This is a genomic window from Thermosynechococcus sp. M98_K2018_005, assembly GCF_015295825.1.
Lineage (GTDB): Bacteria > Cyanobacteriota > Cyanobacteriia > Thermosynechococcales > Thermosynechococcaceae > Thermosynechococcus.
On sequence record NZ_DVEH01000006.1, the window covers coordinates 1 to 23089 of the forward strand.

The following is a 23089-nucleotide window of genomic DNA, read 5'->3' on the forward strand; positions in this document are numbered from 1 at the left end:
ATGGCTATCCAGAAGGGCAGTTTGATCGCTACTTGCGCTCTTGTGGCAGACTAGGAGATTGCAAGTACAGAGTCACAGGCATGTTCAAAACAATTTTAGTGGCACTCGATACCAGTGAGTTATCGGCACGGGTGATGGCAGCAGTGGCACAGTTAAATCTTGACCCAGATGCCCAAGTGATTCTCAGTCATGTGATTTCACCCGTGGAGTCGGGGTTTGGGGTCAGTGCCGATCGCCCCTCGTTGCATCCGCAAATGGGCACCTACCGTAGTATTGAACAGCATTTACAACAGTTTCAAAGCCACCTCCCCTGTGACTCGGAAATTGAAATTGTTACCGGTGACCCCGTCGAGGAAATTTTACGCTTGGCCAATATCTATGGGGCAGACCTAATTGTAGTGGGGAGTCGCGGCCTCACGGGGGTTGAGCGGGTTGTGCAAGGCTCGGTAAGTGGCGCCATTGTGGCTGATGCCCCCTGCTCGGTGTTTGTGGTTAAGTCAGCGGAAACCTAAGGTATGACAGCACCATTGACGGGTCTGACAGCGGCGGAAGTGGCGGAGCGGCAAGCCAGAGGTCGCGTTAACCGTCAAGCGAGTGAAAGCAATCGCACCTATGGCGACATTTTGCGGGAAAACCTCTTCACGTTTATCAATGGGGTTTTTGCTTTTATTAGCGTCATTTTGCTCTTTTTAGGCCGTCCGGGGGATGTGGCCGCCATCATTGTCGTTGTGTTTCTCAATGCCATCATTAGCATTCTGCAGGAAATTCGCGCCAAACGGCAGTTGGATGAAATTAGTCTCCTTACCCGTCCCCGCGTCAAGGTGCTGCGCGATCGCCAAGAGGCCATTATCGATTCCGCAGAAGTTGTAGAAGGGGATATTCTCCTTTTGGAACCGGGGGATCAAATCGTTGCCGATGGCACTGTGGTTGGCGATGGACAAATCCAAGTGGACGAGTCGTTACTCACAGGGGAGTCGGATCTCATCTCCAAGCAAGCGGGCGATCGCCTGTACTCTGGGAGCTTTTGTGTACGCGGTGCCGCTGCCTATGTCGCCGAACAGGTGGGGGAAGACAGTACCGCCCATCAACTGACTGCTGCCGCCAAAACCCACCACCACAAACTCACTCCCCTGCAACGGGAAATTAACCTGATTATCCGCGTCATTCTGGCTCTGGCGGTTTTCCTATGGCTATTGGTGCTGCTCTCGCTATTGGTACGCCTGACCAGCCTACAAATGAGTGTGCAAACGGCGGCAGTGGTGGCGGGTCTTGTCCCCGTGGGCTTGTATCTGACAATTACCCTCACCTATGCCTTGGGGGCACTGCGGATCTCCCGTGCCAATGTCTTGGTGCAGCAGGTGAATGCCATTGAGTCCCTCAGTGGCGTGGATATTCTCTGCCTTGATAAAACGGGCACGCTGACGGCCAATGCCCTTGAACTCCATAGCTGGTACGCCCTCACTGATACAGAGGAAAAGACAAAAGCGGCTTTAGCCACGTTTACCGCCAGTGTTAGTGCTCCGAACCGCACCATTGTTGCCCTCACAGAGGCTTTTGGCGGTAGTCCCCAACCCCTACGCCTCGAAATTCCCTTCTCCTCCGCCTACAAGTGGAGTGCCGCAGCATGGCATGACGCCGAAGCATTTATTTTGGGGGCACCGGATGTCCTCCTCAAGGGTGAAAACCTCTCCCCTGAGCTAGCTGAATTACTCCAGCGGGGACGGCAGCAGGGATTGCGGGTGCTCCTCTTTGCCCGTAGTCGCACTGATCCTCAATGGGATGAGCGGCAGGAGACTCCCCTATTGCCCCCAGACCTCGAACCCTTAGCAGTGATTTGGGTAGGCGATCGCCTGCGACCTCAATGCCGTGATGTTTTGGAACGCTTTCAACAGGCGGGGATTCAAATCAAAATTATTTCTGGTGACCATGCGGAAACGGTGGTTGCCCTCGGTAAACAAGTCGGCCTCGATGCAGGGGCGATCGCCATCTCCGGAACAGAACTCGCCGCCATGGATGATCCCAGCTTTGATCAAATGGCCGAGAAAGCCACAGTTTTTGGTCGCATTACCCCCGAGCAAAAGGCGAAACTCGTGACTCGACTGCGTGCCCTCGGGCATCAGGTGGCCATGATTGGCGATGGTGTGAATGATGTTCTGTCCCTGAAGCAGGCCAACGTGGGAATTGCTATGGAAAGTGGCAGTGCCATTACCCGGAATGTGGCCGACATTGTATTGCTCGCGGATTCCTTTGCCGCCTTGCCAGAAGCCTTTCGTGAGGGGCAGCGCATTTACAACGGTATTCAAGATGTTACAAAGCTCTTTTTGGTGCGGGTCTTTAGCTTTAGTTTGCTTTGTCTAGTCACGGTCATGGCGGGGCGCGCTTTTCCGCTGCTGATTAAGCACAATAGCCTGCTAACCCTGTGGGGGGTCGGTCTGCCTACCCTGGCGGTGGCTTTTTGGGCAGTGCCGGGGCCGCGGCCCCATCGATCGCTGATTCGTTCATTACTGCACTTTGTCATTCCTGCCACCCTGAGCCTCGCGCTGTTGGCTATTTTCATGTATCTGGGGGTTTTGGCACGGGAACTGACCCCCCTTGTGGAATTACTCCAAGGACGCTTTGATCCGACACTGTTGAATGGTCGCGAGGTGCTCTCAGAATTGGGGCAAAGCGTGGCGATCGCCCGCACAGCTTTAGTGACCACACTCATGTTGGCCTCCCTCTGTTTAGTCCTGTTTCTCAAACCTCCCCATCCCACATGGGTTGGCGGTGCCCCTTTAGTGGGCAACTGGCGTTATGTTGCTGTGGTTTTAGCCCTGCTCGCTGCTTTCCTGATGATTAGTTTTTCCCCGACTCTACGGGCAGTGGCTGAGTTGGAACCCCTTTCATGGTCGCTGTGGGCATTGATTGTACTGATTGTTTTGCTATGGGTGATTCTCCTGCGCACGTTCTGGCGCTATCGGCTCTTGGATCGCTTCCTTGGTGTAGATCTCAGTTAGGCATGGGGGGCGCGATCGCGCTGAATGGAATAGAGATGGGCATACAACCCCCCTTGGGCGAGGAGGGTCTCATGGTCTCCCTGCTCACGAATCGTGCCTTGATCCAAGACCACAATTTGATTGGCATCCCGGACCGTGCTTAGGCGGTGGGCAATCACAATCATGGTGCGAGTACCGGTGATGGAGCGCAGGGCAAGTTGAATTTCCCGCTCCGATTCATAGTCGAGACTTGAGGTGGCCTCATCAAAAATCAGTACATCGGGATCCGCTAAGAGAGCACGGGCAATCCCTAGCCGCTGTCGCTGTCCCCCCGAAAGCCGCAACCCCCGTTCACCGACAATTGTGCGATAGCCTAGGGGCAACTGATGCACAAACTCATCCACCCGCGCAATAGCACAGGCCTCATAGACGGCATCAGCACTGACCTCGGGGTTGGCATAGGTCAGGTTATCCCACAGGGTGCCATTAAAGACATCTACTTCTTGGTGGACAATGGCCAGCCGCCGCCGATAGGCGCAGACATCGAGGGTTTGAATATCTTGGCCATCAATGAGAATTTGCCCCTGATCCGGCTGGAAGTAGCGAAACAGAAGCTTGATCAGGGTGGATTTTCCTGAACCCGATCGCCCCACCAAGGCCACTGTTTGGCAGGGTTCAATGAGTAAGTTAATATCCCGCAGAATGGGACGTCCCGGCGTGTAGCTAAACCAAACGTGCTGAAAATCCACTTTGCCCGAAAACTTCAGGCTAGGAATCTCCTGTTGCTCAAGATCAATGGCATCGCGACCGGGGGGCAATTCCATAAATTCATGGAAGCGCAAAATTGAAGCATAGCGGCGCGCAAACACCTCAGACACCTGTGAGAGGGGTGTAATTTCGGCATAGGCCATACTCGCAAGGGTGTAAATCGTAATAAAGTGACCAATGGAGACCCGGCCGGCGATCGTGGCAGCCAGTGAGAAGCCCAACAATGTAAATAGACAGAATTGCACCAAGCTTGCTTGCCAAGTAATTAAATACATGTAGCCGCGATGAATACGATCAATCACCATCTTGAACTCGCGATCAAGGCGCTGGGTTTGACGAGCGAGTTCACGGGCTTCAGTGGCAAAGGCTTTGACGGTTTTGATATTGGTAATGATTTCTGAGGTGCGGCTTTCTGTGCTTTCGATGTGGCTGTCGAGGATTTCTTCTTTTTGAATAATGCGCCGTAGGGTGCGCAGGGTCAGCACCAAGATCACTGTAAAGGAGAGCAACAGTCCAAGGGCGATCGGCCAATCAAGCCACCAGACAATCACGCCAATCCCCAGCACCCGTACCAATTTGGGAATCAGTTGGCCGGCAATCTCAGGATAGCTCCACGTATGGTTGGCAATGCCTTTGCTAACACGGTTGGCAATGCGACCCGGGTTGTTTTCCTCAAAGAATTCTAGGGGCAGCGTCAGGATTTTCTCGACGGCTTTGCGAGTGTGGTCACGGCGGGCAGCCAAGGCAATCCACCAATGGAACCATACCCCCAGCCACGGTTGAATTGGGGCACGCACTACAGTGGCCAAAAAGACAATACTGCCGAGAACGGTAAGATTAACGCCAAAGGCATTGTTCCAGCCCGTCCATGTTTGGAGCGTATGGGCGATCGCCACCACTGGCGGATCAAGGGGTTGTTGCGAGAGCAGGTTGAGAATTTGACCCATGGCATAGGGCACGAGCAAATCCACCAGTTCGCAGAGACTGGCTGCGGTCATACTGGCGATCGCCATTCCCCGATAGGCGCGATAGTAACCCAGAATGGAGCGAAACGAGGCCATAAAAACAGGACAAGGACCCTTCCTATTTTAAGAAATCTTAAAATTTTCGGCTGTCGCCCTTGGGTTGAGAATGCCCTTAAACCTTCACGGAGACGGGGGTACGATTGAGGCGGGTTTCATAGGGGGCACTGACAATCAGCGATTGCCCCGTCATCTCAGGGGGTTGAGGCAGCCCCAAAATTTCTAAAATAGTCGGCGCAATATCGGCAAGGCAACCCTCCTGCCGCAGGGTGACATCCGTGCCATGGCCGGGGATTTTACGTTTCTCCCCTTCCACCAAGATAAAGGGAACCGGGTTGGTGGTGTGAGCCGTCCAGGGGTTGCCGTCTTCATCAATCATGTACTCAGCATTGCCATGATCAGCGGTAATCAGCAGCGTGCCCCCCACTTTTGTTGCCGCTTCTACCAGTACGCCTACACAGCGATCCACAGTTTCAATGGCTTGAATCGTCGCCGCCAACTGCCCCGTGTGCCCCACCATATCGGGGTTGGCAAAGTTAACCACAATTAGGGCATATTCCTGTTTCTCAATGGCCTCCTTCACCGCTTCTGTTACGGCGAGGGCAGACATGGCTGGCGCTTGATCGTAAGTGGCCACCATTGGACTGGGGATGAGTATGCGATCTTCGGCGGGGAAGGGTTCCTCAAGGCCGCCATTGAAGAAATAGGTGACGTGGGCATATTTTTCCGTTTCCGCTGCCCGCAGTTGCTTCAGGCCATGCTCGGCAATCACTTCCCCAAGGATATGATTGAGGTTTTGGGGCGGGAAGGCGACACCACAGTTAAAGTTGGCATCGTATTGGGTGAAGGTCACGTATTCGAGCGGCGTCATCAGCGTCCGTTCAAAGCCGCTAAAGTCAGGGTCAATAAAGGCTTGGGTGAGTTGGCGGGCGCGATCAGGACGGAAATTAAAGAACACCACGCCATCCCCCGGTTCAACGGCTCCCTCAGCAATGCGTGTGGGGACAATGAATTCATCGCCAATATCCTGGGCATAGGACTTACTAGCCACATCCACCGCCCGCAGGGGTTGAATATTCTCATTGCTGGTCATGATGCGGTAAGCCGCCTCAGTGCGATCCCAACGGCGATCGCGGTCCATGGCGTAGTAGCGACCACTCACCGTCACAATTCGTCCGCAGCCGATGGTTTTCAGGCGTTGCTCCAATTCCTCAAGGACACCCGCTGCATCGCGGGGGGGCGTATCGCGACCATCGGTAATGGCATGGATACAGGCAGGTAACTCATGGCGTTTGGCCAGTTCCACCAAGCCGTAGAGGTGATCAATGTGGGAATGCACCCCGCCAGCAGAACACAGGCCGATAAAATGCAGCTTGCCCTTGCGCTCCTTCACGGTTTGGCAGAGCTTCACAAGGACGGGATTGCTAAAGAGGCTGCCATCTTCAACGGCATCGGAAATGCGCACCAACTCTTGGGGAACAATGCGCCCAGCACCGATATTTAAGTGCCCCACCTCGGAGTTACCCATTTGTCCTTTGGGGAGTCCCACTGCCTTCCCAGAGGCGTAAATCAATGTGTGGGGGTAGGCTTGCCACAAACTGTCCATAACCGGCGTATTAGCGCTGGCGATCGCATTACCGTAGGTCTCTTCGCGATAGCCCCAGCCATCCAAAATCATCAAAACAACGGGCGCAACAGGAGACGATGCCATGTGAATGCCCTACCTTCAACTTCTCTGGGAAATGGTGTAAATTGTACAACCTCGCAAATGATACCATTCTCGACCGCGAGAGACAAATTTGGGTAACTTCCGCTACAGTCCGCACCCTGGATCAATTCTGAATCAATAGATGGATCTATTCTAGCGGCTCAGAGATGGCCAAATGTTGAAAACTGTTACAGATGCGGTTTTTCAGGATTAAATTCTTGAAGACGAAAAATTGCCGTGATAGTATCCAAACTGTTGTTTGTTAGCCAAAATTGGGAGTCGTCCGTTGTCACTTCGGGTAGCCGTGGTCGGTGGTGGTCCAGCGGGTTCTTCAGCCGCCGAAACCTTAGCCAAAGCCGGAATCCAGACCTATCTCTTTGAACGCAAATTAGACAATGCCAAGCCCTGTGGCGGTGCGATCCCCCTGTGCATGGTCAGTGAATTTGACTTGCCCCCAGAAATCATTGACCGCCGCGTGCGCAAAATGAAAATGATTTCCCCCTCTAATATTGAGGTGAACATTGGCCATACCCTTAAAGACCACGAGTATATCGGTATGTGCCGCCGCGAAGTCCTCGATAGCTTTATGCGCAATCGGGCGGCAGATTTGGGCGCCAACTTGATCAATGGCACTGTCTTTAAGCTGGAGCAGCCCCCCACCAGCGATCAGCCCTACACGCTCCACTATGTCCAAGCGGATGGCACAGCTCAGACCCTTGAAGTGGATGTGGTGATTGGTGCCGATGGGGCAAATTCCCGTATTGCCAAGGAAATTGATGCCGGCGATTACAACTACGCCATTGCCTATCAAGAGCGCATCCGCCTGCCTGAGGACAAAATGGCCTACTACAACGAGTTGGCAGAAATGTACGTGGGGGATGACGTGTCTCCTGACTTCTATGCATGGGTTTTCCCGAAATATGACCATGTGGCTGTGGGCACCGGCACCATGAAGGTCAACAAAGACCGCATTCGGGAGTTACAAGCGGGAATCCGCGCCCGCGCTGCTGCCAAACTGGAAGGGGGGCAAATTATTAAAGTGGAAGCTCACCCTATTCCTGAGCATCCTCGGCCTCGGCGGGTGGTCGGTCGCGTGGCTCTTGTGGGAGATGCTGCGGGTACTGTCACCAAGTCTTCTGGGGAAGGCATTTACTTTGCGGCCAAGTCAGCCCGCATGTGCGCTGAAACCATTGTCGAGACCTCCAACGGCGGTCGCCGTATCCCCACAGAAGCAGATCTCAAGCTCTACCTGAAACGCTGGGATAAAGCCTACGGCATGACGTACCTAGTGTTAGATCTGTTGCAACGGGTCTTTTATCGCTCCGATGCCACCCGTGAGGCTTTTGTGGAGATGTGTAGCGATATTGATGTGCAGAAGCTCACCTTCGATAGCTATCTCTACAAGACGGTGGTGCCGGCTAATCCCTTAGTGCAGTTGAAAATTACAGCGAAAACAATTGGTAGCCTGATGCGGGGTAATGCCCTTGCGCCCTAAGGGAGTTTCGGATCTGCCCTCGCCCCTAGAGGGCTTGGATCCACTCATGAATGCTGTACTCTGTCCACACCTGATGCTGCCAGTAGGGATCGTTTTCAATCAATTGGCGCACGGTCTCTTCGCTATCCGCCTCGTAAATGGCAAAAAAGTAGCGCAGGTCTTTCGTAGGACCAATGGTGATGAGTACTCCTTGGGCTTTTTGAGCTGCAAGGCCATCAAGGTGCGCTTCGCGATGGGGGGCACGCCGTTCGAGGACATCCTCACAGTAGCGTCCCCAAGCCACAAATTTGGTCATTTAATCCTCCTAGGCTTGTTCAGCAGTCAGTTGTGCCAGTTGTTCCTGCTGATCACGACTAATGCAGGCTTGGATAATCGGTTCCAGTTCCCCTTCTAGGACGCTGCTGAGGCTAAAGTTTTGCCCCAAACGGTGATCGGTGACGCGGTCATCTTTGTAGTTGTAGGTGCGGATTTTTTCGGAGCGATCGCCCGTACCCACTTGGGAGCGACGCATCGAGGTAATGGCTTCCTGCTGTTCCCGCAGCTTCATTTCGTAGAGTTTCGCCCGCAGGATTTGGAAGGCTCGCTCCTTGTTTTTCAGTTGGCTGCGCTCTTCGGTACAGAAGACACGAATGCCCGTCGGTTTGTGGTAGAGGTCAACGGCTGTTTCCACCTTGTTGACGTTTTGGCCACCGGCACCCCCAGATCGCGCCGTGGTAAGTTCAATATCCTTCGGATCAATTTCTACTTCCACCTCATCTACTTCGGGCATCACCGCCACGGTAGCCGTAGAGGTGTGAACTCGCCCCCCCGCCTCGGTGACAGGTACCCGCTGCACACGATGGACACCGGATTCAAACTTCAGCTTGCTATAGACGCGATCGCCCTTGATTTCGAGGATAGCTTCCTTGAAGCCCCCCATTTCGGCAAGAGATTCACTGACTAAGCTCACCTGCCACCCTTGGCTTTTGGCATAGCGGGAGTACATTCGCACCAAATCCCCTGCCCAAATTCCCGCTTCATCGCCCCCAGCACCTGCCCGAATTTCGAGCATAATGTTTTTGTCATCATTCGGATCGCGGGGCAGCAGCAGAATTTTCAGGCGTTCCTCGAGTTCGGCAATGCGGCGACTGAGATCAGCCACTTCTTCTTCAGCCATCTGGCGTAGCTCGGGTTCATTGACCGCTTCTTTAAGCAGTTGGCGGGCATCCACCAGTTGCTGATTGAGGGACTGCCATTCGTGATAGGCATTCACCGTCTCCTCTAGGGCGGCACGGGAGCGAGCCACCTTCTGAAACTCGGCTGGGTTGACCGCCACATCGGGATCTGCTAAGCGACGGGTAAGTTCCGTAAAGGTTTGCTCAACAGTGCGGAGTTTTTCTAGAAGATAGGCTTCTGCCATAGGAAGGGCGGCGATACTCTAGACTTTGCGGGAGTAGTACTCAACCACGAGGAGTTCATTGACTTGGAGAGCAACCCATTGCCGTTCGACAATACCGGTAACTCTGCCGGTGAGAGTGCTTTTATCCATTTCCAAGTGGCTGGGAATATTGGCAAGACCGGGATTTTGAAGGTTGGTTTCCACCAAGCGACGCGATCGCTCGTTATCGCGGACGGTAATCACATCCCCCGGACGGCACTGATAGCTGGGAATAGATACACTGCGACCATTGACCAGAATATGGCCATGATTTACTAGTTGGCGAGCTGCTGGAATCGTTGGTGCCATCCCAAGGCGGAAAACAGTGTTATCCAGCCGCATTTCCAACAACTGGAGAAGGGTTTGCCCCGTGGAACCACTCACGCGACGGGCTTTGCGCACATAGCGCACGAGTTGCCGCTCCGAGACCCCGTAGTTGAAGCGCAGTTTTTGCTTCTCGTCAAGGCGCAGGGCATATTCCGAACGCTTCTTGCGCGCTTGGCCGTGTTGACCGGGGGGATAGCTCCGCTTGGGAGCTTTGCGGGTGAGACCAGCCAGCTCACCCAGACGACGGACAATTCTCAAACGAGGGCCACGATATCGAGCCATGCAACTATACCCAACCTACAGTGATGATGGTGTCCAACCAAAAATGTGCAAAAAATCCACTGATCTGCCGAGGGCAACTTAATCAGCTTGCCTAGTATATCAAGGGGATGGGCGCGATCGCAACCCTAGGACGAGGATTTCGGGGCAGCCTCACTGTTTGCTTGCAAGGCTTTGAGATCTAGCAAACTGACGATTGTCCCCGTAATGGGAATGGCAAGGAAAATACCGACAATGCCTGCAACCGTTGCCCCCACCAAGAGGGAAAAAAATAAGACCACCGGATTCAGGTTGACGGAGTTGCGCATCACACGGGGCATGAGGATATTTTCTTCCACCTGTTGCAGCAGAATACAGCTAATCAGCACTTGTACACTCAGCGCAATACTCTTGGGCAGCAGGAGCAAGCAAATGAGGGAGATGCCAAGCGTTGAGCCAATTCCTGGAATGAGATCCAAGCCACCGGCGATCGCCGCAAGGGCAAGGGCATAGGGGGCACGTAACATCAGCAAGACAATGAATGTGGCAGTACCAAAGAAGAAAGACAGAAGCAAACGGCCACCCAAGAAGCCCAAAAAGTTCTGCTCTAAGGCTTGGGGCACGCGATCGCGCCACGGGTCGGGCAAAAAACTCAGGAGGTACTGCCATAGCCGTTCCCCCTCCAGCAGCATAAAGAAGGTAATCACAGCAACAATAACGCCGCTTAGGAAGAGGGCAAAGATGGACTGGAGCTTACCAAACCCAAACTGGATGCCAGCAAGGGCAAAGTTGCGTAACTCTGACTCCAGTTGCTGAAAATTGATGTCTAGATGCCATCGCGCCAGAAACTGCTGCATCCTCTCAAGGGAGTCAATCCATAGATCAACTTGGCTAGGCAAATTGGTGATTAAGTCCTGCAACTGGCCAATGATCGCCAACCCAAGGGTAATCCCCAAGCCGATCAACAGTGCCAATGTCCCAAAAAACACAAGGGTAACCGCCAAACCATGGGGCAAGTAACGCTTGAGCCAGCCCACGGGATAGTTGAGTAAAAACGCCAGAATGGCCGAAAATAGAAAGATCAGCAAGACGTAGGCAAAGTAGTGCAAAAGTTGCACGCCAATCCAGCCAAGAGCAAAGAGCAGGAGCAGGCGCAGTAGGCGGCGGTTTTCGAGGCGATCGAGCCAATTAAACATAGATTGATGTCGGATGCCCTCAACGCCTTGACTATAGCCTATGGGCTGCGTTTTTCTCCTCAGTTACCTTGCTTTACAAATCGTCTGACCCTTTAGGATCATAGGAAGCGGTTTTAATCGTACGGAGTAGATCGGCGTGGATCACCACAGTTGGCAAACCAGTTCGCAGTGGATCATGGTGGGGCTATTGCTCTTGTTTGCGATCGCCCACAGTGGATTGGCAAGCTTACGTCCTTGGGCAGAAAAGCGCGTCGGTGCCCGCCTTTATCGCATTTTTTTTGCCCTAGTGAGTCTGCCCTTAGCGACAATCTTGATTCTCTACTTTTTGGCCCATCGCCACGACGGCGTGCAACTGTGGCAACTCCAAGGGGTACCAGGGATGGGTGCGCTCGTGGGGGGGCTATCGGCGATCTCGTTTCTCTTTCTTTATCCGGCCACATTTAACTTGCTGGAAATTGCCGCTGTGCAAAAGCCAGAAGTGCACCTGTACGAAACGGGGATTATTCGCATTACCCGCCACCCGCAGTTATGGGGACAGGTGATCTGGTGTGTGGCGCATACGCTGTGGTTGGGCACGTCCTTTACACTGCTGACCTCCCTTGGGCTGATTGCCCATCACTGCTTTGGGGTTTGGCATGGCGATCGCCGCTGGTACGCAAGGCATGGAGAAGCGTTTACTGCTCTGAAAGCCCGCACCTCAATCATTCCCTTCAAAGCTATTTGGCAGGGCAAACAACAACTAGTGTGGCAAGAATTTTTGCGCCCCGCCTATGGGGGAGTGGCAATCTTTGTCGCCTTGCTGTGGTGGCTACATCCTTACTTTTATCGTGTCACGCCGCAAATTTTGCCCCTTTAGCGTCTCCCGTGGAAATTGCGCATAATTGAGTTAGAGCTATCCCATTTCAGGGAAATTTTTTCCACCAGTGTCCTCCCTCTCTCCCCTTTTTGCTGCTTTTGCTGCTGAATCTCGCCTCACTCGTCTTTTCAATCAATTGCAACCGCCCCCGGAAACCGTCGTACTGGTCTTGGCAGTACTCATTGGCGGTAGTGCGGGGCTCAGTGTGCTGCTGTTTCGTTACCTGATTGAAACGATTCATCACATGGCCCTTGAAGACTTGATGGGGCTTATTGGTCGATGGGGCGCTTGGACACTGGCCTGTGTTCCGGCCTTGGGGGGCTTGCTGGTGGGGATCATCCGCGGGTTCGTCCAAGAGTTTAGTCCCAACCTGATGTCATTGATGGGTGCCGTAGAAGCGGGCAAGGAAATTCCCTTCATTCGCCCCATTGCCAAAACCCTTGCGGCGGCGCTTTCCCTTGGTACAGGTGCGTCTCTTGGTCCAGAAGGCCCCAGTGTGGAAGCGGGCGCCAACATCGGCATTCTCCTTGGTCAAGCGCTGAAGGTTTCCCGAGAACGGCAAAAGTTGCTCCTCGGTGCAGGGGCGGCGGCAGGTTTGGCAGCAGGCTTCAATGCCCCGATCGCTGGCGTGTTCTTTGCCCTAGAGGTGGTATTGGGGACCACGTTTGAAACAACGGCTGTGAGTGTGGTGCTTTTAGCCGCTGTGATTTCTGCCCTAATTACCCAAATTGGCTTGGGGTCACAACCCGCCTTTGATTTGCCCACCTATGAGGTGCGCAGTTCCCTTGAGTTGCCCTTGTATTTGGGCTTGGGACTGTTGGCCTACGGCGTTGCCATTGTCTATACCCAGTTACTTCAGTGGCTCCCCCAAGTCTTTCAGGGGAAGATTCCACCCCTGCAGTTTTTAGGTCGCATTCCCCTACCGCTGCGTCCCCTGGTGGGTGGCCTCTGCGTTGGCCTTGTTGCTCTGTATTTGCCGCAAGTGCTGGGCATTGGCTATGAAACGGTGGAGGCGATTCTCAGGGATGTGAATTTTTCCCTCGGCTTGCTGTTGATACTGCTACTGACCAAGATGGTCTTAACAGCAGTGAGTTTAGGCAGTGGTCTAGTGGGAGGCATCTTTGCACCGGCACTCTTTTTGGGCGCTTCCCTTGGTGCTGCTTATGGTAAAGTGTTGCCCATTCTGCTACCCATGTTTGCCAACAGTATTGCTGCTCCTGCCGCCTATGCAACCGTGGGGATGGCTGCCGTCCTTGCCGCTAGTGTCAATGCCCCCTTAACAGCTATTTTGCTGCTCTTTGAAATGACGCGGGACTATCGCATTATTTTGCCTCTGATGGCAGCGGTGGGCTTGAGTGTCTGGCTAGTGAATAGTTTTAGTCTTCAACAACGGGGCGAGCTACCCGCATTGGCACCCAGCGCTCAGCCCCAGAAGGAGGAGCAGGAGGAAAGTCCCCCCAATCTCTCTGTGGCGGAAGCCATGCAATCGGAGGTGCTGTTGCTTAGCGAAGCAATGCCTGTGGTTGAAGCTGGCTTGCAACTGATTGAAAAAAAAGCCTACTGTGCCTTTGTAATCGATAGTCAGCAGGAGTTAATGGGGTTGGTCACTCTTGGGGATATTAATCGGGTGCTGACCCGTTGGGAAGCGGATCAGGAAACAAACGCCTATCAAACGCAAACGCTGGGGAGTGTCTGTACACGAGACTTGTTACTGGCCTATGGGGATGAACCCCTGAAGGACGCCCTCGATCGCATGGCAGCGCGGGATTTAAGGCAGTTGCCCGTAGTGGATCGCCACAACCCGCAACGGCTGTTAGGCCTACTCACCAGAGAGACTATCCGCCTTACCTATTCTCTGGATCAAACACGACGTAAGCTATTGCCCTATTTGGAGCGGGCGATGCTGTCGGTGTCCCCAGAACCTGAACCTGTTTCTTCAGACCTAGTGGAGACGTCCCATTAACTGGGAGCGCAGGTGAATGACCTCACCAATGACAATCAAGGCAGGCGTTTGAATCTGTGCCTCGTCATAGGTGGCGATCGCTCGCTCTAGGGTTGTCACCACCACCCGTTGTTGCGGTGTTGTCCCTGATTCAATAAAGGCCAAGGGCGTTTGGGGCGATCGCCCCCCTGCTAGCAGTTGCGGCACAATCTCCCCCAGATGGTGGAGCCCCATATAAATCACAATCGTATCCACCGCCGTAGCCAGAGCCAACCAATTCACACGCGGTTGATAGCGACCCGCAGCCTCATGGCCAGTGACAAAAACCACCGAAGAACTAAAGTCGCGATGGGTAAGGGGAATGTGCCCATAGGCAGGTGCAGCTACCCCACTGGTGACCCCCGGCACCACTTCGACAGTAATGCCAGCCTCGACAAGGGCAAGACACTCTTCACCCCCTCGGCCAAAGACAAAGGGATCACCCCCCTTAAGGCGCACGATCACAGCATGACGCTGGGCCAAGTCAATCAACAGGCGGCAAATCTCTGCTTGGGAGAGAGTATGGTTGCTCCGCCGCTTGCCCACATGAATTTTTTCCGCTTGGGGGTTGATCAAGCTAAGAATTTCGGGGCTAATCAGCGCATCGTAGAGTACGACATCCGCCCACTCCAGTAACGTCTTGGCACGCACCGTCAGTAGCCCCACATCTCCAGGGCCTGCACCCACCAAATATACTTTGCCAATCAATTGCGGTGAATTCATACCTTAACTCTTTGCGTGGAATTCCTTAATCTACCAATGGGATCAGAAACGTTCAATCAACAGTCACGAGTTCTGCCGGTAGCGCTTCCCACCCTTGTCCCTTGCGTACCACTAGGGGGGGGTCAACGGTGAGATCAAGGATAGTCGACATGTGCTGTCCGGGGGGTTCGCCGGTATCAATAATCAAATCCACCCGTTTGTCAAAGGCATCGAAGAGATCTGCGGTACTCACATAATAGGCCTCGTTGTCGGGCAGTCGTGCTGAGGTGGAAATGATCGGATTCCCCAAGGCGGTCAGGAGCGCTTGGCTGACATCGTGGTCAGGTACGCGAATCCCCGTGGTTTTGCGTTTGGGATTTTGGACAAGGCGGGGCACCAGTTTGGTAGCCGGCAGCAAAAAGGTGTAGGGTCCCGGAATCAGGCGACGCATGAGGCGATAAGCGGCATCGCTGACATAGGCATACTGGGCAATGTTGGAGAGAGAAGAGCACAAGAAGGTGACAGGTTTATCGTTGGAGAGTTGCTTGAGTTGGCGTACCCGTTGCACCGCTCCTTTGTGGTTCATGTCGCAGCCAATGGCATAGACTGTATCCGTGGGGTAGAGCATGACTGCCCCTGCTTTGAGAGCCTCAACAATTTGGACGATTGTGCGGGGCTGAGGGTTAACCGGATGAAGCTCAAAAATCGCTGCCATTCAAACATTCGCAAGGGCACTGCCGCTATAACGTAGTTTTAGTGTAACGGGAATAGCATGGGCGAATGCACCTCATCTAATGTTTTGAGTGTTTTGAGCTAAGTGTCCGTTTCGGGGAGCCGATTCTGGGTCAAAACCATCTCTAGGGGATAAAGACAGGTTTCAGCAAAGGTGCTCAGGGGTAAACCCGTCGGCTCTGCTGCTTGGCGGCGAGCACGTTCATCGCTTGTAGAAAGTTGGCTGGCTGGATAATCCCGCAAGCTCGGACTATCAGCTATGGTTAGCTCAATTTGAGTGCGGGCATCCGTGATCAAATTTCAGATCAAAATAGCGGAACTACAAGACGGTACTCGCGGTCTTTAGCTCTAGCACTGTGTGGAATGCAGTACACTGGATTGGGTTAGTGGATGGTTCTCGATGAAAAACGCTTTGCGCTATCTCCTGTTTGGCTTGGGTGTGGGGCTGGCGATCGCCCTTGTGCCCCGTTTACCTGTTTTGCAATCTCCCGAGATGGTCATGGCGCAGGGAACCAGTCAGACCATTTCTCCCCAAGGGCTGGCGAACCATCTGAAAAAAATCAATGCCAAGATGTACGGTGCCTACTGGTGTCCCGCCTGCATGAAGCAAAAAGAACTCCTTGGCAGCGCCTTCAAAAGCATCAACTATATCGAGTGCGATGCGCGGGGTACCAACGGCCAACCCGAACTGTGCAAACAGGCCAATATCCGTGCCTATCCCACATGGGAAATCAACGGTAAACGCTATGAGGGTGTCTATCCCCTAGAGGGTCTAGCTCAGCTTTCAGGGTATCAGGGGCGCTAATGCTCCCAAAGCCTAAAAACTCATTATGAGGAGAGAACTTAGCACCAATTTTTATAGTCGGTTGTCAATTGATTGTCTTGTTGTTTATCATAAAGTAGTAGGGCGTTTGCGCTAGTCAGCAATCAAAGGGACTGAGCTCATTCTTGTGATTAGGATCACGAAAAAATGTGGCTTCGATCACAAGTCAACGATATGTTGCCTTTTATGATGCAGGTATGTTAGGACTTCTCAGTTGTGCTCTCGGATTCCAGCACTGTCGGTAGTAGCGTGGCTTAGGAGCGCATTACCCCCTATGAATACTTGGATGAAGGCAAACGACTACCAACTGATTTACGATCACTTGCTGGAATGTGTGCAGCATGAGAGTCCGCAGCAAGTCATTGAGCGGTTTCGTGCCCTTTTTCTCATGGGCTATACCTATCCCGATCGCCAGATTCAAGAGGCAATGGATCGGATTGTGACGGGGGCACGGGTGGCGGACAATTTTCGTCCCTTTATGAACCGCTGCTGCCACATTTTGATTAACCGCTGGCAGTCGCGTCCTTTGCTCCAAGGGGCAATTCCCGAATTTCTGACCATGCTGCAAACGCCTGTGGGGATGCCGGCGGGGGGTCTGAGCCGAGCACCGATTGTGCGCAAGCTGCGGCTGCTCCTCAAGGATTATTTAGAGAGTGAAGCCTTTCAGAAGCTCCAGCGCATGGTGCAATTTCTCCAAGAAGATGCCCAAGACGTTTCACAGATTAAGCAAAATAGCGATCGCCCCCTTGCAACCTTGATTCGCCGCTACCCTTACCTCTACAACCATTGCCTGGTGGGCGATGACACGCCCCCCGACGAGCTGCGCTACATTCAAGACTTTCAGCAAAAGGCCACTCAGCAGTTTGAAATGAACCTGAATCAATATCTCACGAGTGAGTTTCGCCGTGCTCAGGGGCATCACAATATCCCACTGGTGAAAAATCCCACCTTGCTTTCTGCTGAGGAAGTTAGAACCTCGATTCAACATTTTGTCGGTAAGGTGGATGGCCGCCACACCTATCGCGACTTGGCCAGTCAATTTGAGCAGCGGCTGCAACGCCTGAAATCTACCCGCGATTTCCGCGATGCCTTCTTCCACTACTTGACGGACACCACAGCGGATGTGGGGCGGGGGCGCTTTCGGCAGCGCTTTTACCAGTATTTGGAAACGCTGCCCCTCTTTCAGCAGCCACAACCTCTGAATGAGTTTACCATTGTCCGCACCTGTAGCCAGACCCTCAACTACTTGGTCGTGGATAGTGCCCAACATCCTAACCATCTGGTTTTTGTTGACTTGCTCAATAACATCGGCACGGCGGCAACGATTGGCCTATTGCTCAAGGTTGTGCTCCTCAGCAAGAAAGTAAAACCCTACCTTGAAAAACGCTTTGCTATCTTGTTTAACCACTATCAATCCTTTAGTCGCGGCAAGGTGCGCTGGCTGGTGAATTGCCTAGAGCATTTTAATATCGCCCATGTCACCCACTTTGGTAAGTTGGATTTTTCTTTCTTTGCCCGCTGGTAGGCTCGTCTACTCCAAGTCCTCAGCTAAGACCTTGGCGATCGCCACCTGAGATTGTTGGCGAAATTGACTGACATCCACTTGTTTCAGAAGCAAGACAGCAGCCAGCATTCCCAGCATCGGCAGACAAAAGACAAAGCCATAGGCGAGGATCGGCACGCCAAACAGTTGACGCCCAATATCAAGGGCCGTCCCGCCGACAACCGTCGCTGATCCCCGGGCAATGGCCTGCGCTAAGCCCCAAGCGCCAATAAATGTCCCCGCTGTTTCCGCCGCCGTTAAGTCCAGCATGAGACTGAGGGCACCCGTTGTTGTCACCCCAGCGGCAATGCCAAAGAGAAAGAGTTGCAACTGAAAGAGCCACACTTGCTGCGTGACCCCTGAGATGATTAGGAGCAAGAACATCAAGGCCACCCCCCAACAGCCATAGGTGGTGGTGCGGATCTTGCCGAGGCGGGGCACAATCAAAAATCCCGTGAAGCTTAAACCCATAAGGGTGCCCATGCCCCAGTAGGCGTTCAAGCGGGTGGTTTCGGCGATCGTCATGCCAAAGACTTCACCGCCAAAGGGTTCCAGAATCGGTTCCTGAATAAATAAACTCAGGGTCATCAGGACAAGGAAGAGAAAAAAGCGCCACGTTTGCGAGTTGGCCGTGAGAATTTTCAGAGCGCGACCAAGGGTAATGTTTTCCGGGTTGTCACAGGCACGACTACGCACATGGTAGCGGGAATACTTGGCCTCAACCCCCCAAGTGCTGGCGATCGCCAGTGCAAAAACCACCGTCAAGACCACCAAAAAGAGGCGATTGACACTTTGTTGTAGGAGTTCAATGGGGGTGTCTAGCTCCAACTGCCGCAGCAGCACGCTACTGAGAATGGCACCGACAACAATGCCCACGGTCAACATGGACCAAACAATGCCCACTAATTTGCCCCGATCTTCCTCTTCGGAGACATCCACAAGCAGGGCAGCAAAAGGGGTCGAGCTACTACTGACACAAATGCCATAGGCGGCAAAGAGCACTCCCAATAGGCCAATCCACCCTTGGGTGACCAGACTCCAGCCCGCTTGATCTAAACTTTGCCCCACCTGCCAGATCACCTGAACAATGGCGTAGGTGACCAAGGTAAAGGCCAAAGCCCCACCCCAGACATACCCCGTGCGATGATAGCCCCCAATGGGATGGGCATCGGAGAGTTGACCAAACCACACCCGCACCGGTGAGACAAATTGATGCATGGCGATCGTCAAGGTCACCAATGTAGCCGGCACCGCCAATTCCTTGATCAGGATGCGGTTGAGCACCCCCAACACCAGAATCGACATCATGCCCAGTCCCATCTGAAAGAGACCTAAGCGAAACATGACCCACAGGGGCAGAGGGGGGGGAGCAGCGGCAGAACGAGTGGCCATACCTCACTCAACTCACATCACTGATAGAGGATGATAAATGATTTTCAGGACAAATTTAGATTGCCATCAAGAAGGAAATCGTCAATGATACCACTAGGGCAACCAGTGTCAAAAAGAGCGATCGCTTCAAAGATTGCGTATAAGCAGACATGGGTTGCATCACCTCATCAGTAGGATGTTTTGGGCGGTGTCCAATCGATGGGAAAAGGGCTGTATTGTGTTAAGTTGTAGTCTTTTATTGTACTGCCTTTTTCTGGGGGTCAAAACCGTACAGGTCAGGCATCCATCACGTGAGGACGTATCAGATCAATGGGGATAAACCTACGCTCACCATTATTCATTGTTTTGCTCACAATTGTCATCGACCGTTTGGGTGAGAGTCTCATTTTCCCCATTTTGCCTTTCCTTGTAGAGCGATTTAACTTTGATGCGTTGAGCCTGACCCTGTTATTTTCTGCCTTTGCTGCTGCTCAATTTATTGCTGCTCCCCTCTTGGGTGCCCTCTCGGATCACTGGGGACGCCGTCCGGTGTTGCTGATTTGTATTGCCGGCACTGCCCTCTCCTATATGCTCTTTGCTGTGGCTACGGTCCCTTGGCTGCTCTTTGTGTCGCGGATTATTGATGGCCTCACGGGGGGTGTGGTTTCAACGGCTCAGGCCTATATTGCCGACACCTCAGCGCCAGCAGATCGGGCTAAGAACTTTGGTTTAACGGGCGCGGCCTTTGGGATTGGCTTCATTTTTGGGCCGGCTATTGGCGGCAGTCTAGCAGCCATTGATCTCAAGTTGCCGATTTGGTTTGCCGCTGTTTTGGCACTGGTAAATGTTGTTTTGGCCTACTTCATCTTGCCGGAGTCATTGCCCGCCGCCCAGCGATCGCCCCTAACCCTAAAGAGCTTTGCCTTGCAGCAGCAGTGGTTGGAGCTATTCAATCAACGCACCCTCCAAGCCTTACTCATGGCCTTTTTTATCTTCAACTTTGCCTTTGCTGGCTTTACCAGTATTTTCGTTCTCTTCTTGAAACGGCAATTGAGTTGGGGGCCTGCCCAAGCGGGGATCATTTTTGTGATTATTGGTGTTGTCAGTACGATTGTGCAGGCGGGCTTGATTCGCTCGTTGATTCCTCGCTTTGGTGAGCAGCGCTTGAGCTTGGGGGGATTGCTACTGGTGGCCTTAGCCTTGTTGGGGATTGCCGCTGTTCCCAGTGGGGATAGGTTCAGCGTGCCGCTCCTCTACAGCTGTGTTGTGAGCTTGGCTTTTGGGGTGGGAATCATGTTGCCCTCCCTGCGAGGGGTGATCTCCAATCGCGTGCGAGATCAAGATCAGGGGAAAATTATTGGCGCTAGCCAATCGCTCCAAAGTGTGGCGGGGATTGCTGGACCGGCATGGGCAGGGTGGGTTTTTGATCGCTGGGGTGGGGTGGCGCCCGCTTGGCAAAGCAGTGTGATGATGGCGATCGCCCTTGGCTTTTTGGCCCTGGGATTGGGCAAGCCGAAGGATACGACCCCTAGCACTCTCTAAGCAAAATATGTCAAACTGCTAAGCAAAGACCCTCATTCGCCTATTTTTTCAACCTTTGAACTCTCTCGAAGCTCACCTATGATGCGGTTGTCTTTTCCTCAGCCTTCTCGACAGCCCCGTTGGCTCCGTTCTTGGCGACGATCGCTCCGCTATCACTATTTGCGCTTGATGCGCTCCCACAGTAGTACCGAGAGTATTGCCCGTGGCCTTGGGGCAGGGGTCTTTGCTGGCATGCTCCCCCTCTTTGGTGGTCAGATGCTCATTGCCGTCAGTGTAGCGCTCCTCGTGCGGGGAAATAAGCCCTTGGCCGCCCTTGCCACTTGGGTGAGCAACCCCTTTACCTATGTCCCCCTGTTTTGGTTTAACTTTCAGGTGGGTTGGTGGTTGATGGGGCAACCTTCCCTGTCCTTGGGTGAGTGGCAATCTTGGGAAAAGCTCCTCAAACAGGGGGGGCAAATGGCAACAATTCTGATTTTTGGCAGTGTTTGGGTGGGCGTGATTGCCGGACTCCTCACCTACGCCCTGTGTTTGCGGTTATTACCCACCCTGCGGCAACGCTTTCGGCGGCATTCTGCTATGGCTGCTGTAAATTTTCCAAACCGGCCACAACTTTAGCGGATTGTAGGCGATCGCCCTGTTGGATCCTGTCCACTACGTCCATCCCATCCGTGACATAGCCAAAGACGGCATAATTGCCATCCAGAAAATCCAGTTGATCGAGGGCAATGTAAAACTGGGCTGAGGCCGAATCGGGTAGTTGCGATCGCGCCATGGCCACCGCACCGCGCGTATGAGTCAGAACGGGTGAGACTTTGCCTGGTTGGCTATAGGTGGGGGTGTCACTCCCCTCACCAAGAATTTCTAGGGGAATATAGCGGGGGCGATTGGTCGCGGGGTCAATGAATGAACCGGTGCCGTAGAGTTGTGGCGACACACTGGGATCTTTGCTCTGGGGATCTCCCCCTTGAACCACAAAGGGTTGGGGTTCACGGACAACGCGGTGAAAAATGGTGCCATCATAGACCCCCCGCTTCACTAAATCCACAAAATTGCCAGCGGTAATTGGGGCAGCATCTCCCTTCACTTGAATCGTAATCGGGCGATCGTTAACCGTCAGCACGACCGTCGCATCGCCATTGAGTCGAGGTAAATTGGCCATAGGGGTTGGGCTTTGTGCTCCTGGAATTGAACTGGTGTCAGCCACTGAAGAGAGTGACGCGCAACTCCCCAGCAGAAGCACACCGAGCACCATCACCAACCGTGACAGAAATCGTGGCAGTATTGTGCCGAACTTCAGGGGTTTCATTGATAAGCCACTCCAAGCTAACCGTTCTATTATGCCGTGCCCTTGCTCCTTAATTGCTGCGGGGAAGGGGTTGCTGTGTCGGCTGCTGCCGCAGTTGCACCAAGGGTTCATCGGGGTTCACCAGATCAATAAAGACCATTTGGCGAGGATCCAAATACTGGGGTAACCGCTTGAGGCTAGCTAGGGCACTGAGTTGTTTCTTAAAGGTGGGACTATTCCACTGCACCACCCCAAGGTGAACCGGCGCGAGGGGGGTTTGGACAATTAGATTCTCTTCATTGCGCCAATCTAATCCCGTAATCGGTAAATCCTGTTGCTGGAGAATCTGGTGAATTTGCTGCCACTGCTGCTGGCGATCGCCATCCACAGCCAATGTCTGCGGACGCGGCGCATCCTTAACGGGTACAAAATACCCCCGCAACTGGAGTGTGGGCATTGGCTTCACGGCACTGGCTTGATAGCTACCCACTGGGGCGACAAATCCGAGACCATCCACCAACCAGCGACTCGCAGGCCCTTGCAGCTGCCCCGTTACACTCATTACCCAGCATTGATTGCAGGTGGCGACTGCGACAGGTTTGCGTTCTTGAACTTCGACAATCAGTCTCGGCGGAAAGAGTTGGCGGGCGATCGTCACCCGTTGCAGAGGCAGCGTCGTTTCTAAGGCATGAATGATCTCCTGTGGCCGTAAACGCAGCAGTGACTCCGGATACTCAAGGGGCAATTGTGCCTGCAACGCTTCCGTCTTCAGCAGTTGATTGCCACGAATCACCACTTGCTCAGGGCGGCGGATAATCCAGTCCGGCAGCTTCAGTCCCCAAACCAGCCCCCCCGTTAAGGCCAAAAGGACACTAGTACGCCAAAGCCCTGCCAGTTGGCGCCAGCGGCGTTTACTTTGCAATTGGCGGCGCCGTTCACGAATGGCATCATGGGCAGTTGTCCCCTCAGGCATGGGGTTTACCATGGCCACGGTCTCAGTCTTGAGGAAAATTGGAACTTATGATCCTGCACGGGCTGTCATTACTTGGTGATAAGATACGCGATGTTGATTGTCCGCTTGACTGCCT

Annotated in this window: 21 protein-coding genes; 9 read left to right on the top strand and 12 right to left on the bottom strand. The window is 53.4% G+C overall.

Going from position 1 to position 23089, the window contains the following annotated elements; all coding sequences use genetic code 11:
• Nucleotides 1-80 precede the first annotated feature (80 nt).
• Both IGQ15_RS00550 and IGQ15_RS00555 read left to right on the top strand, forming a co-directional pair.
• Nucleotides 81-512 (top strand): universal stress protein, encoded by a 432-nt coding sequence (locus IGQ15_RS00550; RefSeq protein WP_297047618.1) that lies wholly within the window; start codon nt 81-83, stop codon nt 510-512.
• A gap of 3 nt (nt 513-515) precedes the next feature.
• A complete protein-coding gene (locus IGQ15_RS00555; RefSeq protein WP_297047619.1) occupies nt 516-2996 on the top strand; it encodes an HAD-IC family P-type ATPase in 2481 nt (826 codons plus the stop codon).
• Here the strand turns inward: IGQ15_RS00555 and IGQ15_RS00560 are convergent.
• Both IGQ15_RS00560 and gpmI read right to left on the bottom strand, forming a co-directional pair.
• Nucleotides 2993-4804 carry an ABC transporter ATP-binding protein gene (locus IGQ15_RS00560; RefSeq protein WP_297047620.1) on the bottom strand — a complete coding sequence of 604 codons (1812 nt, stop codon included), beginning with the start codon at nt 4802-4804 and terminating at the stop codon, nt 2993-2995. The genes IGQ15_RS00555 and IGQ15_RS00560 overlap by 4 nt on opposite strands.
• 76 nt (nt 4805-4880) lie before the next feature.
• Nucleotides 4881-6476 carry a 2,3-bisphosphoglycerate-independent phosphoglycerate mutase gene (gpmI, locus tag IGQ15_RS00565; RefSeq protein WP_297047621.1) on the bottom strand — a complete coding sequence of 532 codons (1596 nt, stop codon included), beginning with the start codon at nt 6474-6476 and terminating at the stop codon, nt 4881-4883.
• A gap of 283 nt (nt 6477-6759) precedes the next feature.
• Between gpmI and chlP the strand changes: the two genes are divergently transcribed.
• The gene (chlP, locus tag IGQ15_RS00570) at nt 6760-7968 is read left to right on the top strand and encodes a geranylgeranyl reductase (protein ID WP_297047623.1); all 1209 of its coding nucleotides are present in this window, start codon (nt 6760-6762) and stop codon (nt 7966-7968) included.
• A 25-nt stretch (nt 7969-7993) separates the two neighbouring features.
• Here the strand turns inward: chlP and IGQ15_RS00575 are convergent, their stop codons facing one another.
• From IGQ15_RS00575 to IGQ15_RS00590, 4 genes are all read right to left on the bottom strand, one after another.
• On the bottom strand, nt 7994-8263 hold the full coding sequence (locus IGQ15_RS00575; RefSeq protein WP_297047625.1) for a YciI family protein: 270 nt from the start codon (nt 8261-8263) through the stop codon (nt 7994-7996).
• 9 nt (nt 8264-8272) lie between these two features.
• Nucleotides 8273-9367 carry a peptide chain release factor 1 gene (gene prfA, locus IGQ15_RS00580; protein ID WP_297047627.1) on the bottom strand — a complete coding sequence of 365 codons (1095 nt, stop codon included), beginning with the start codon at nt 9365-9367 and terminating at the stop codon, nt 8273-8275.
• Between the two features lie 18 nt (nt 9368-9385).
• Nucleotides 9386-9994, bottom strand: a complete 609-nt coding sequence (gene rpsD, locus IGQ15_RS00585; RefSeq protein ID WP_297047629.1) for a 30S ribosomal protein S4 — start codon at nt 9992-9994, stop codon at nt 9386-9388.
• 125 nt (nt 9995-10119) lie between these two features.
• Nucleotides 10120-11166, bottom strand: coding sequence for an AI-2E family transporter (locus IGQ15_RS00590; RefSeq protein ID WP_297047631.1), 1047 nt, complete (start codon nt 11164-11166; stop codon nt 10120-10122).
• Between the two features lie 136 nt (nt 11167-11302).
• Between IGQ15_RS00590 and IGQ15_RS00595 the strand changes: the two genes are divergently transcribed.
• On the top strand, nt 11303-12022 hold the full coding sequence (locus IGQ15_RS00595) for an NnrU family protein (RefSeq protein WP_363315752.1): 720 nt from the start codon (nt 11303-11305) through the stop codon (nt 12020-12022).
• A gap of 67 nt (nt 12023-12089) precedes the next feature.
• Entirely contained in the window at nt 12090-13985 is a 1896-nt protein-coding gene (locus IGQ15_RS00600) for a chloride channel protein (RefSeq protein WP_297047632.1), read from the top strand.
• Here IGQ15_RS00600 and cobA read toward each other — a convergent pair.
• The 3 genes from cobA to IGQ15_RS00615 form a co-directional block, all read right to left on the bottom strand.
• Entirely contained in the window at nt 13965-14726 is a 762-nt protein-coding gene (gene cobA, locus IGQ15_RS00605) for a uroporphyrinogen-III C-methyltransferase (RefSeq protein ID WP_297047634.1), read from the bottom strand. The genes IGQ15_RS00600 and cobA overlap by 21 nt on opposite strands.
• Before the next feature lie 52 nt (nt 14727-14778).
• Complete coding sequence (locus IGQ15_RS00610) at nt 14779-15420, bottom strand: L-threonylcarbamoyladenylate synthase (RefSeq protein ID WP_297047636.1); 642 nt, start codon at nt 15418-15420, stop codon at nt 14779-14781.
• Nucleotides 15421-15518: 98 nt separating this feature from the next.
• Nucleotides 15519-15734 carry a DUF29 family protein gene (locus IGQ15_RS00615; RefSeq protein WP_297047638.1) on the bottom strand — a complete coding sequence of 72 codons (216 nt, stop codon included), beginning with the start codon at nt 15732-15734 and terminating at the stop codon, nt 15519-15521.
• A gap of 103 nt (nt 15735-15837) precedes the next feature.
• On the opposite strand from IGQ15_RS00615, the gene IGQ15_RS00620 reads away from it, so the two are divergent.
• On the top strand, nt 15838-16242 hold the full coding sequence (locus IGQ15_RS00620; protein ID WP_297047640.1) for a hypothetical protein: 405 nt from the start codon (nt 15838-15840) through the stop codon (nt 16240-16242).
• A 292-nt stretch (nt 16243-16534) separates the two neighbouring features.
• The gene (locus IGQ15_RS00625) at nt 16535-17785 is read left to right on the top strand and encodes a hypothetical protein (protein ID WP_297047642.1); all 1251 of its coding nucleotides are present in this window, start codon (nt 16535-16537) and stop codon (nt 17783-17785) included.
• Between the two features lie 6 nt (nt 17786-17791).
• On the opposite strand, the gene IGQ15_RS00630 is transcribed toward IGQ15_RS00625, so the two are convergent.
• Complete coding sequence (locus tag IGQ15_RS00630) at nt 17792-19195, bottom strand: BCD family MFS transporter (RefSeq protein WP_297047643.1); 1404 nt, start codon at nt 19193-19195, stop codon at nt 17792-17794.
• Between the two features lie 309 nt (nt 19196-19504).
• On the opposite strand from IGQ15_RS00630, the gene IGQ15_RS00635 reads away from it, so the two are divergent.
• The gene (locus IGQ15_RS00635) at nt 19505-20716 is read left to right on the top strand and encodes an MFS transporter (RefSeq protein ID WP_297047645.1); all 1212 of its coding nucleotides are present in this window, start codon (nt 19505-19507) and stop codon (nt 20714-20716) included.
• 78 nt (nt 20717-20794) lie between these two features.
• Nucleotides 20795-21331 (top strand): DUF2062 domain-containing protein, encoded by a 537-nt coding sequence (locus IGQ15_RS00640; protein WP_297047646.1) that lies wholly within the window; start codon nt 20795-20797, stop codon nt 21329-21331.
• Here IGQ15_RS00640 and IGQ15_RS00645 read toward each other — a convergent pair.
• Nucleotides 21291-22022, bottom strand: a complete 732-nt coding sequence (locus tag IGQ15_RS00645) for a peptidylprolyl isomerase (protein WP_297047648.1) — start codon at nt 22020-22022, stop codon at nt 21291-21293. The genes IGQ15_RS00640 and IGQ15_RS00645 overlap by 41 nt on opposite strands.
• 49 nt (nt 22023-22071) lie before the next feature.
• Nucleotides 22072-22986, bottom strand: a complete 915-nt coding sequence (locus IGQ15_RS00650; protein ID WP_297047650.1) for an FtsQ-type POTRA domain-containing protein — start codon at nt 22984-22986, stop codon at nt 22072-22074.
• Nucleotides 22987-23089 lie beyond the last annotated feature (103 nt).

Coding starts and splice junctions, on each gene's coding strand:
- prfA (WP_297047627.1), bottom strand. CDS start 9,367: ATGGCAGAAGCCTATCTTCTAGAAAAACTCCGCACTGTTGAGCAAACC.
- IGQ15_RS00590 (WP_297047631.1), bottom strand. CDS start 11,166: ATGTTTAATTGGCTCGATCGCCTCGAAAACCGCCGCCTACTGCGCCTG.
- IGQ15_RS00630 (WP_297047643.1), bottom strand. CDS start 19,195: ATGGCCACTCGTTCTGCCGCTGCTCCCCCCCCTCTGCCCCTGTGGGTC.
- IGQ15_RS00625 (WP_297047642.1), top strand. CDS start 16,535: ATGAATACTTGGATGAAGGCAAACGACTACCAACTGATTTACGATCAC.
- IGQ15_RS00555 (WP_297047619.1), top strand. CDS start 516: ATGACAGCACCATTGACGGGTCTGACAGCGGCGGAAGTGGCGGAGCGG.
- gpmI (WP_297047621.1), bottom strand. CDS start 6,476: ATGGCATCGTCTCCTGTTGCGCCCGTTGTTTTGATGATTTTGGATGGC.
- IGQ15_RS00610 (WP_297047636.1), bottom strand. CDS start 15,420: ATGGCAGCGATTTTTGAGCTTCATCCGGTTAACCCTCAGCCCCGCACA.
- IGQ15_RS00635 (WP_297047645.1), top strand. CDS start 19,505: ATGGGGATAAACCTACGCTCACCATTATTCATTGTTTTGCTCACAATT.
- IGQ15_RS00575 (WP_297047625.1), bottom strand. CDS start 8,263: ATGACCAAATTTGTGGCTTGGGGACGCTACTGTGAGGATGTCCTCGAA.
- cobA (WP_297047634.1), bottom strand. CDS start 14,726: ATGAATTCACCGCAATTGATTGGCAAAGTATATTTGGTGGGTGCAGGC.
- IGQ15_RS00620 (WP_297047640.1), top strand. CDS start 15,838: ATGAAAAACGCTTTGCGCTATCTCCTGTTTGGCTTGGGTGTGGGGCTG.
- IGQ15_RS00550 (WP_297047618.1), top strand. CDS start 81: ATGTTCAAAACAATTTTAGTGGCACTCGATACCAGTGAGTTATCGGCA.
- IGQ15_RS00645 (WP_297047648.1), bottom strand. CDS start 22,022: ATGAAACCCCTGAAGTTCGGCACAATACTGCCACGATTTCTGTCACGG.
- IGQ15_RS00650 (WP_297047650.1), bottom strand. CDS start 22,986: ATGGTAAACCCCATGCCTGAGGGGACAACTGCCCATGATGCCATTCGT.
- IGQ15_RS00560 (WP_297047620.1), bottom strand. CDS start 4,804: ATGGCCTCGTTTCGCTCCATTCTGGGTTACTATCGCGCCTATCGGGGA.
- IGQ15_RS00640 (WP_297047646.1), top strand. CDS start 20,795: ATGATGCGGTTGTCTTTTCCTCAGCCTTCTCGACAGCCCCGTTGGCTC.
- rpsD (WP_297047629.1), bottom strand. CDS start 9,994: ATGGCTCGATATCGTGGCCCTCGTTTGAGAATTGTCCGTCGTCTGGGT.